Here is a 9,686-nt window from a genome sequence, read left to right on the forward strand (position 1 = left end):
CACCGCTGGTACTACGTGCCCGACCTGACGCGAGACGAGTTCTTTCTGTTCAAGGGCTATGATTCCGCAGATCACTACCATCGGTGGTCTGCTCACGGCAGTTTTGACAATCGTCGCGCGTATCCGAACGCCAATCCGCGCGAGAGTGTCGAGAGTCGGTTCTACGTGTACTACGAGTGACCGGCCGACCATCGCTTCCAGCCTTTCAAGGCGTTGCGTTCGCAGCTGGCCGGGCGGCGCCAAGGCTGCGGTGTGTCACGTAGCTGTTGACTCGTTCAAGTAGCCAATGGCCGTCGCCCTATGCGACCCTCGATGCTCCTTTGATGGGCGTGGCGGCGCGCAGGCGTTTCGCTGCTGTGACCTCGCAACATAGCCATGGGTGCGCCTGATGCTGGTTGGCAGCGCTTGCTTGGTCGTCAACGACCCGCTGGTCAAATTGCCACCCACCGTTTTGCAGAATTGAAACCATTATGATGCCGATCACGAATGATCTCCTCCCGCACGCGGACAAGCGCGTTTTCGATTGCGCCGACGAGATCCGTGCGCGCTTCTCCGCCGCCATGTCCGACATGTACCGCCGCGAAGTGCCGCAGTACGGGACGCTGATGTCGTTAGTAGCCGAGGTGAACGAAGCAGTAATGACACGTGATGGGTCTGGTGCCGTCCACCGCCGCGTCGGCGTGGAACGCCACGGTGCCATCCGTGTCGGCACGGCGCGCGAGCTTCACACGCTTCGCAAGCTGTTCGCCGTCATGGGAATGCAGCCGGTTGGCTACTACGACCTCTCGGTGGCTGGCGTACCGGTGCACTCTACCGCATTCCGGCCGGTCGGGGCTGAAGCGCTGGCGCGCAATCCCTTCCGGATTTTCACGTCGTTGCTCCGGCCCGAATTCATCGCCGACGCGCAGCTGCGTGCCACCGCGCAAGAGATCCTTGCACGTCGCGAGATATTCACGCAACGTGCCCTGGAACTGATCCAGCTGCACGAGGAGGAAGGTGGCCTCACCGTCGACCAAGCCAACGACTTCGTGGCAGAAGTTATCGAGACTTTCCGCTGGCACCGTGAGGCGAGCGTGTCCCGCGAGATATATCAGCGCTTACACGAAGCGCATCGACTCGTCGCCGACGTAGTTTGCTTCAAGGGTCCACACATCAACCACCTCACACCGCGCACGCTCGACATCGACACCGTGCAGGCGCAGATGTCGCTGCGCGGGATCACACCGAAGGACGTGATCGAGGGACCCCCGCGCCGCCGCGTGCCAATCTTGCTGCGCCAGACGAGCTTCAGGGCGCTGGAGGAAAATGTGACCTTCGAGGGCGAAAACCCCGCGCAGGCCGGTATGCACACGGCGCGGTTCGGAGAGATCGAGCAGCGTGGCATCGCGCTGACGCGTAAGGGGCGCACCCTATACGACGCGCTGTTGGCACGCGTGCGCGACTCGCACAGCGCCGACAGTACCGCCGCAGATTATGCGACGCGTCTTGAGTTCACATTCCGCGATTTCCCGGACGAGCTGGAAACGATCCGCCGCGAGGGCCTCGGATTCTTCCGCTACACGCTTGCCGTCCAGGGAGAAGTCGCGAATGAACTTCCGACGGATCTCGAAGCACTTGTTGGAGCAGGCTTGGTGCACGCGACGCCGATCACATACGAGGACTTTCTGCCAGTGAGCGCTGCGGGCATCTTCCAGTCGAACCTGGGTGGAACCGAGCAGAAGAGCTATGCGGCAAACGCGGCGCAGGACGAATTCGAAGCGGGACTCGGTGCCGCAGTCCTCGACGAGATTGCGCTGTATGAAGCAGAGCAGGCGGCATCCATCGCCGCGGTGATGGCACGGCTCAAGCAGAGGATTCCGGCGTGACTTCAGCGGCTTTCCTGGATGCACTGCGAAACATCGTGGGCGACGCCGGGCTGCTCCACGATGAGGCAGACGCGGCTGCCTACGTTACTGGCGCGCGCTATGGCGCGGGTCGTGCCAGGTGCGTCGTGCGGCCGGCGACTTCGCGCGAGGTGTCGCGAGTGGTCGCTCTTTGCGTGCGCCAGCGGGTCGCGCTCGTGCCGCAAGGCGCGAACACTGGTCTGGTTGGCGCAAGTACGCCGGACGGCAGCGGCGCGCAGGTCATCCTGTCCCTCAATCGGCTACGCGGGCGGTGTGATGTTGACGTGGTCAACCGAACCGTGACCGTCGATGCTGGGGTGCTACTGCACGAACTGAACGACGCGCTTGAACCGCACGGCTTGTGTTTTCCTGTCGACCTCGGTGCCAATCCAAGCATTGGCGGCATGGTTGCTGCCAACACGGGCGGCACACGACTAATCCGGTACGGCGACGTTCGCCACAACCTGCTAGCAGTCGAAGCAGTGATGCTCGAGCCTGCAGGCGAACTCGTGCGATTCGGCAAGCCTCTGCGCAAGGACAACACTGGCTTCGACCTCAAACAACTTTTTGTCGGCACTTCGGGGGTGGCCGGAGTCATCACGCAGGTGACGCTGGAAGTCCACCCGCGCCCAAAGCAATCGGCGACGGCGCTGGTAGTGCCGGTGTCCGACGAAGCCGTCATGCAGTTGCTGCGCGAGCTCGAAAGCGAGCTCGGAGATTTCCTTTCCGCGTTCGAGGGCATGTCGGCGGATGCGATGTGCGCAGCGATCGATCACGTGCCCTCCCTACGCAACCCGTTCAACGGTGGAATGCCCGATTTCGCGATCCTGATCGAACTCGAGTCGTGTTCTTCTGCTGTGGCGACGGGCCTGGACCTTCAGCAAGTCCTCAATGAATTTCTTGAAGCGCGCCTCGGCAAGCTCATCATCGATGCGGTTGTAGGGCGCGGCCGCGAGCTCTGGCACCTACGCCATAGCATTAGCGAGGGCACACGCAGCCTCGGCAAGCCAATTGCATTTGACGTGTCGTTGCCACGAGCGGACATCATGCGTTTCCGGCGCGAGGCAAGGGCGCTCCTGACAGCGCGCTATCCTCATCTTCGGGTCGCCGACTTCGGCCACATCGCCGATGGCGGGATGCACTTCAATCTCGCTTGGCCGCACGACGCGGCCCGCGGGTACGACGTCGATGTGGTGAAGCGGGTGCGTGACGAACTTTACGCGCTGGTCGTGCACGGATTCGCCGGTACCTACAGTGCCGAGCACGGCATCGGCCCGCACAACCTCGCGTGGTATCGCATGTTCACGGTGCCTCTGGCGCTCCAACTCTCCGGCCGCCTGCAACGCTTGCTCGACCCGCACCGTTTGTGCGGTGTGGTCGAGCTGGGTTCTACCCCGGAAGCCATGTGAAGCCGTTTCTTCGCCCCCTCCTTGGTTGACCTCACCGGATCGCCAATCCGCGGACAGTTTCCCTCCCCGAGCAAGCCCGGCGTTATTTGCGTTGCGGGAGGCTAGCCGTCGCGACCGCAATGTTCGCCGCGGTAGGAAAGGCCTGCAAGCTTCCGCAGCGCGCGTCATGGCGCAGGCGCCCGGGCTAACTGCAGTACGGAGCCACGGCCCCGCCGTTGAGTGCTTACGCGGCATTCATGCCGCTCCGAAGCAGTTGCTCGTTGCTACGGGGGTCGCAACAGGCTTTCAACCTACTCGTACGCATGTTCGTGCAATCGGGGAGTCTTGGCCGCGCTGAGAGGGGTAGGCGCTGCGGAGAGTACGCAGAGAAAATGAGCCAACGCCGCTGGCTGGCGCCCTACCCGCCGGGCGTGCCGGCCGACATAGACCCCGCGTTATACGTGTCGATGATGCAGCTGCTGGAAGAAAGCTTCCACAAGCACGACGCGCGCCCGGTCTACAGCTTCATCGGCCGCCGCTGCCGCAGTCGGACAGCTGGCTGCCGGCGCCGGTGCTCATCGCCTGTTCGTCTTGCGACGATGCTTCGACCCGCAGAAGCACAGCAGAGCTTGGCTTTTCATCGCATGAGCAAGCCCGTGCCGCCTGCCGACTTGGCACAGGGTCGGGATTGCGGGGAGCTAAATGCACAGACGGGCTTGGGTTTCCGCTCAGCCGAACGGGCGCTCCAGCATGCGACGGACGAGGACCTTTCCCGGGCCAGTGTGAAAACGTACGGCCTGTCCTTCCAGCGCTCGTTCAGCCTGAGTGGGTCGGTTGCGTTGCCGCAGGTAGTCGTGCCACGTCGGGCAGTGATAGCGCTCAATCCACAATTCTGGATCGGCGATGTCCCGCGCTATGGACCAGCCGTAGCCACCGGTGCGCTGGCGCACGAGCTGCACTTCCTGCATTAGGTCGTGAAACGCCCGCGCGTTCTTCTTCTTTACCCGATATTCAATCTCGACCACCAACGGCCCATCGCGCCCAGTGATCGGCAGCTGGACCGCTGGATGTTCGAGTAGCTGGGACTCTTCCGCACGGCCTGCGACTGGGAGCATGCGCAGCCACAGGCCAACCAGAGGCGAGGCCAGCATGAATGCGGCCGAGATGAGAAGTGTTGTTTCGACGCCGGTGACATTGGTCAAGCTGCCCCAGCCCCAACTGCCCACGGCAACCCCGGCTGATGACGCCGCTTGGTACGTGGCGAGCGATCGTGCGGCCACCCAGCGCGGCGCCGAAACCTGCACGCCAACGCCGAACAAGGTCCACGATAAGGTCCATCCGGCGCCAACGAGGATCAGTGCGCCTGCGGTCACCGCCGGCTCGCGGCTCACAGCCACTATCGCAATCCCGCTACCCATCAACAGCGAGCAGGCCCGGATCGCTTTCTCACCGCTCATGCGCTTGCGAACTTGGGCGATGTTGACTGCACCGATCACTGCACCCACGCCAAAGGCGCTGAGCATCATGCCATAGGTCTTCGCACCGCCTTGCAATAGATCGCGCGCTACCAGGGGCATGAGTGCCAGAATCGCGCAACCAATCCCACCGGTGACGATGCTGCGGAGTACCACGATCCGGATCGACGGCGAATTGGCAACGTAACGCACGCCTAGAACCATGGCTTGGCTAAGCCTTTCAGGCGGCAGCGGCGAACGTTCGGCTTGGCGCTTCCACAGGAAGATGGCAACGATGAGCGGCAGGAATGCCAGCGCATTTAGTGCGAATGCTGCAATCGTGCCTGCAGTTGCCACGACGACGCCCCCGATCGCTGGACCTACGCTGCGCGCGATGTTATAGCTGATGCCGTTCAGCGCAATCGCGGATGGCAGCGCGTCGACGGGCACCTGCTCGCTCACCGCGGCTTGCCAAGCGGGTCCCATCATCGCTACGCCGCAACCGATGGCAAAGCTGAGAATCAGCAATAGATTCGATGTGATAAGGCCGACCGAGGCGAGCGTCGTCAGCACGGTGGCGGCAACCAGTGCGATACCAAGGGACGCCAACGCCACAATGCGCCGGTCATGGACGTCGGCAATTGCGCCGGCCGGTATTGCAATTAGCACCGCAGGTAGCCAAAGCGCGGTCTGCACGAGCGCCACCTTGTCGGCTGAGGAGGCCATTTCCGTCATCGCCCAAGCCACCCCTACACCTTGGACGAGAGTTCCAAGGTTCGATATCAGGCTCGCGAGCCAGATGCGACGGAACGTTGCATGACGCAGAGGGGCGGTGATGCTGTCGGAGGTGAACGTCTCCTGTTTGGGCGCATGGGCCAGATCAGCTGGCGCGTCAGCTGCCACTTCTTGATTGTCGATCGGAACAGCGATGCCGGGGCGGCTGGGCAATTGAGGAACCTACGAAAACAAGGTCGAAAAGGTGCTTGTCAAGCCGTCATTTCCTGCAGCAGGCCCGATGGCTGCCTTACGTCGATCGCTGCTATCAACATAGTACCGGGCGTTGGAAGCGGATCGCACCAATGAACCGCCTATCAACGCAGAATTGCTGCAAGCTCACCGGGAATGCTTCGTTTGAGCGGCGTCTCATGCGCCCCGCAAAGTTGGGTCCTCGCTCAGCTGCACCAGCATCTTCCCGAAATTACCGCCCTTCAGCATTTCGGCGAAGGCAAATGGGAGCGTCTCAAGACCTTGGCGAATGTCTTCGCGGTAGACGACAGCACCTGAGGCGACGGCGGGGCCTAGTTCAGCGAGCATGGCATCATGATGGGACTCCACGTAGTGGCTAGCCCAGAGGTCGGTTACTGTCACGCCGCGTGCCATCGCACGGCGGTTCTGCTCGGCGCCCGCAACTCCCCCGGGCGCTTCTCCGTAGTGGCTGATCCGGCCGCAGACTGTCATGCGGGCATCAGATTTGAGTAGAGGCAGGACCGCCTCGAACACTTCGCCACCAACGTTCTCGAAATAGGCGTCGACGCCCCGCGGGCAAGCAGCCTTTAGATCTTCGGCGAAGCTTGGGGAGAGGTGGGAAACGCAGGCGTCAAATCCGAGAGTTTCCATCACGAAACGACATTTCTCGGGCCTGCCGGCAATCCCCACTACTCGCGCGCCGCGCAACCGGGCGAGTTGGCCGGCGATCTGGCCCACGCCCCCGGATGCTGCGGAGACGACGACCGTGTCTCCGGGCTTTGGATTGCACTGCAAGACCATCCCGGCATAGGCCGTGAGTCCCAACATACCCAGCACGCCCACAGCATGGGAGATCTTCTCTGCCGCAGGATCGAGTTTGCGAGGAATCATGTAGGCAGGGCGTGTCACCCCTTCGCCCATCAGCTCATACTCGGCCCAGCCATTAGTATTGGAGACCAAATCCCCCGGGGCGTAGCCCGGCATGCGGCTTTCGATGACCTGAGCGACTGTGCGCGCATGGCAAGGCGTACCGCGGGACTGCTCGCGGAGTTCCTTGTAGGCCCACTGGTAGGGGTCAAGGGAGACGTAGATCGTGCGGGTCAGCGCCTGACCGTTGGCGGGCGCGGGGATGGTCCCTTCGCAAAGCTCGAAGTTGTCCGGCTCCGGCCAAGCGCCGACAGGCTTATCCGAGTAGGTCCAGTAACGGTTTATGGTTTCCATCTTGAGAAGCTCCATTTAAGGCGAGGGAATGTGGAGTTTTCGATAACGTGAAACCATAACCGCGCTGGAACGTTGACTTCCTCTATTCTTCGCCTCGACAGGGCCGAAATGCTGCGCTATGCGTACTGAAACGAGCGAGTACTTCTGGCGCTCACAAGCGAGCTACGGCGCAACGCCGACCACTGCTTGACGGCAGGTAGCTGACGAGGGGCCGGCAGAAAGTTCGCTCGCCGTTCGGGCCGTCTGTTGGCGCCGGGCAGTTTATGGTTCACCCGCAGCCCGATCCCCAGCGGAATCTCGTCGGGCACTTCGCCGAGCTAGGTGGCCGTCTTGTCGACTAGTCGCGCCGTTTGTTATTTTGCAAGCCAGGCGTTGAACCGCTGGCGCAACTCGTCACCCTTCTCAGCCCAGAAGGCAGCGTCTCTCAGCAGAGCATTGACCATGTGGTCGGGCGAAGTCGGAAGGTGGGGCAGCATCGCCGGATCAACCAGCGCCATTGCGTCCTTGTTAGCGGGTCCGTAGGGAAAGTACTGCGTTAGGCGGGCTTGCGCCTGCGGCGAGGCGGCAAAGGCGAGGAACTTGTAGGCGGCGTCCAGCCGCGGGCTGCCCTTCGGAATTGTCCAGACAGACACCTCCCAGTGCTGGGCGTCCCACATAATCTCGAAGGGCTTGCCGGAGTTCTTGACGGCATCGTAGATGCGGCCGTTCGGCGCCGAGGTCATGACGACCTGACCATCAGCGAGAAGCTGCGTTGGCTGGGCGTTACTCTGATACCAGACGATGTCCTTTTTGATCGTGTCGAGCTTCTTGAAGGCACGGTCCACACCCTCGGGCGTGTTGAGCACCTTGTAGACGTCCTTGACGGGCACGCCGTCGGCGATCAGCGCCCATTCCAGAGTCTTGTCGGGAATCTTTTTCAGTCCGCGCTTGCCAGGAAACTTCTGGGTATCAAAAAAGTCCGCGATGGTCTTCGGGCCGTTTGGCAGCTTGTTCTTGTCATAGGCAATAACCACGGTAGAGGTGACGTACGGCAGTCCGCAGTCTTGCGTGTCGCCACCCATCAACTTCGCCCGGTCGATGCCCAGTTTTTTCCAGTCGATCGTCTCAACGAGGCCCTCGGCGCACAGCTGCATGACCGAGTCCATGGCAGTGTCGACCACGTCCCAGCTCACGGTCTTGGACTTGACCATGGCACGGACCTTGGCGTTCTCGCCGTTGTACTCGTCTTCGGTGATCTTGATCCCGGTTGTCTTAGAGAACGGTTCGAAATAGGCCTTGCGCACGCTTGCCTGGTAAGCACCGCCATAGGAGGTGATCGTCAGCTGATCAGCCGCGAAAGCGGGCCCAACGCGCATCAGCGCTGCCGCCGCAAGGCCGGCAAATGTGCCAGCGATCTTCAAGAACGTGTTCATCAGTCGTTTCCTATAAATGCCGCTTGGCAGGCGGGTGCGGCGTGGACAAAAACAGAAAGGCCGGCTTGTCGAGGCGGCGAAGCGGGCGAGCTTTCCCCGCCCTAACTTCTACTTGGCCACCCAGGCATTGAAGCGCTGGCGCAGTTCGTCGCCCTTCTCAGCCCAGAATGCTGAGTCAATCACCACAACATTGCCTGCGTGGTCGGGCGCAGTCGGAAGGTGGGGCCTGATCGACGCATCAACGAGCGCGGTGGCGTCCTTGTTGGCGGGCCCGTAAGGCATGTAGTGCGTCAAGTTGGCCTGTGCCTGGGGTGAACCGGCAAACGCGAGGAACTTGTAGGCGGCGTCCAGGCGCGGGCTGCCCTTCGGAATCGCCCACACGCCGAACTCCCACTGCTGGGCATCCCACATGATCTCGAAGGGTTTGCCAGAATTCTTGACGGCATCGTAGATGCGACCGTTGTAGGCCGTGGTCATGACAACCTGGCCATCGGCGAGAAGCTGCGCCGGTTGCGATTGGGACGCGTACCAGACGACGTCCTTTTTGATCGTATCGAGCTTCTTGAACGCGCGCTGGACACCTTCAGGCGTGTCGAGGACCTTGTAGACGTCTTTGATGGGCACGCCGTCGGCAATCAATGCCCATTCGAGATTTTGGTGGGGAGCCTTCTGCAGCCCGCGCTTGCCTGGGAATTTCTGAGTGTTGAATAGATCAGCGATCGTCTTTGGACCGTTCGGCAGCTTGTTCCTGTCATAGGCGACAATCTTGGCAGAGATGACGTAAGGCACCCCGCAGTCATACTTATCCCCAGCCAGCAATTTGGACCGGTCGAGCCCCAACTTTTTCCAGTCGATCGTCTCAACGCTGCCATCGGCGCACAGTAGCAAGACCAAAGCCGGCGAGACGTCGACCACGTCCCAAGTCACGGTCTTGGATTTGACCATCGCGCGGATCTTCGCGACCTCGCCATTGAACTCGTCTTCCGCCACCTTGATCCCGGTAGCCTTCGAGAAGGGTTCAAACATCGCTTTGCGCAGTCCCGCCTGGTAGGGCCCGCCATACGAAGTGACCGTCAGCTGGTCGGCCGCGAAAGCAGGCCCCACCGGCATCAACGCAACCGCTGCAAGGCTGGCTGCTGCGCTGACGACATTCACGAATGATTTCATCATCTTGGCTCTCCATGTGTGCCGTCCGAAAGCCGGTTGCGGCGTTGAGAAATAGCAGCGGTCGCGCCGCTAGGGTGGTGAGATTTCCGAGGCGTTCGACGCATCGAGAGCACGACAATCCTGCGTCTCCCAGCCGACGGTGATGGCCGCACCGGGCTTGATTTGCGGTACACCTGCCGAGTTCGGCAGCTTGAC

General features: G+C 61.7%; 6 protein-coding genes and 1 pseudogene. 3 read left to right on the forward strand and 4 right to left on the reverse strand.

All coding sequences use genetic code 11. The features are described from left to right. From HNE04_RS27905 to HNE04_RS27545, 3 genes and pseudogenes are all read left to right on the forward strand, one after another. Positions 1-180 (forward strand): annotated as a pseudogene (locus HNE04_RS27905) (CmcJ/NvfI family oxidoreductase); the annotation flags it as partial. A gap of 293 nt (positions 181-473) precedes the next feature. Continuing rightward, entirely contained in the window at positions 474-1,865 is a 1,392-nt protein-coding gene (hglS, locus tag HNE04_RS27540; protein ID WP_207717752.1) for a 2-oxoadipate dioxygenase/decarboxylase HglS, read from the forward strand. Continuing rightward, on the forward strand, positions 1,862-3,292 hold the full coding sequence (locus tag HNE04_RS27545) for an FAD-binding oxidoreductase (RefSeq protein WP_172227021.1): 1,431 nt from the start codon (positions 1,862-1,864) through the stop codon (positions 3,290-3,292). Before hglS ends, HNE04_RS27545 begins: the two co-directional genes overlap by 4 nt. 707 nt (positions 3,293-3,999) lie before the next feature. Here HNE04_RS27545 and HNE04_RS27550 read toward each other — a convergent pair. From HNE04_RS27550 to HNE04_RS27565, 4 genes are all read right to left on the reverse strand, one after another. After that, positions 4,000-5,673 (reverse strand): MFS transporter, encoded by a 1,674-nt coding sequence (locus tag HNE04_RS27550; RefSeq protein ID WP_207717751.1) that lies wholly within the window; start codon positions 5,671-5,673, stop codon positions 4,000-4,002. A 195-nt stretch (positions 5,674-5,868) separates the two neighbouring features. Further along, complete coding sequence (locus HNE04_RS27555) at positions 5,869-6,912, reverse strand: NADP-dependent oxidoreductase (protein WP_172227033.1); 1,044 nt, start codon at positions 6,910-6,912, stop codon at positions 5,869-5,871. Between the two features lie 353 nt (positions 6,913-7,265). Beyond that, positions 7,266-8,324: an ABC transporter substrate-binding protein gene (locus tag HNE04_RS27560; protein ID WP_172227024.1), complete on the reverse strand. Its 1,059-nt coding sequence runs from the start codon at positions 8,322-8,324 to the stop codon at positions 7,266-7,268. A gap of 108 nt (positions 8,325-8,432) precedes the next feature. Continuing rightward, on the reverse strand, positions 8,433-9,494 hold the full coding sequence (locus HNE04_RS27565; RefSeq protein WP_172227027.1) for an ABC transporter substrate-binding protein: 1,062 nt from the start codon (positions 9,492-9,494) through the stop codon (positions 8,433-8,435). Positions 9,495-9,686 lie beyond the last annotated feature (192 nt).

Origin of the sequence: Caenimonas soli (assembly GCF_013155545.1) — a bacterium.
Lineage (GTDB): Bacteria > Pseudomonadota > Gammaproteobacteria > Burkholderiales > Burkholderiaceae_C > Ramlibacter > Ramlibacter soli.

Bases quoted from the DNA above. Each gene is read 5' to 3' on its own strand.
- hglS (WP_207717752.1), top strand. From the start codon at position 474: ATGCCGATCACGAATGATCTCCTCCCGCACGCGGACAAGCGCGTTTTC.
- HNE04_RS27555 (WP_172227033.1), bottom strand. From the start codon at position 6,912: ATGGAAACCATAAACCGTTACTGGACCTACTCGGATAAGCCTGTCGGC.
- HNE04_RS27560 (WP_172227024.1), bottom strand. From the start codon at position 8,324: ATGAACACGTTCTTGAAGATCGCTGGCACATTTGCCGGCCTTGCGGCG.
- HNE04_RS27565 (WP_172227027.1), bottom strand. From the start codon at position 9,494: ATGATGAAATCATTCGTGAATGTCGTCAGCGCAGCAGCCAGCCTTGCA.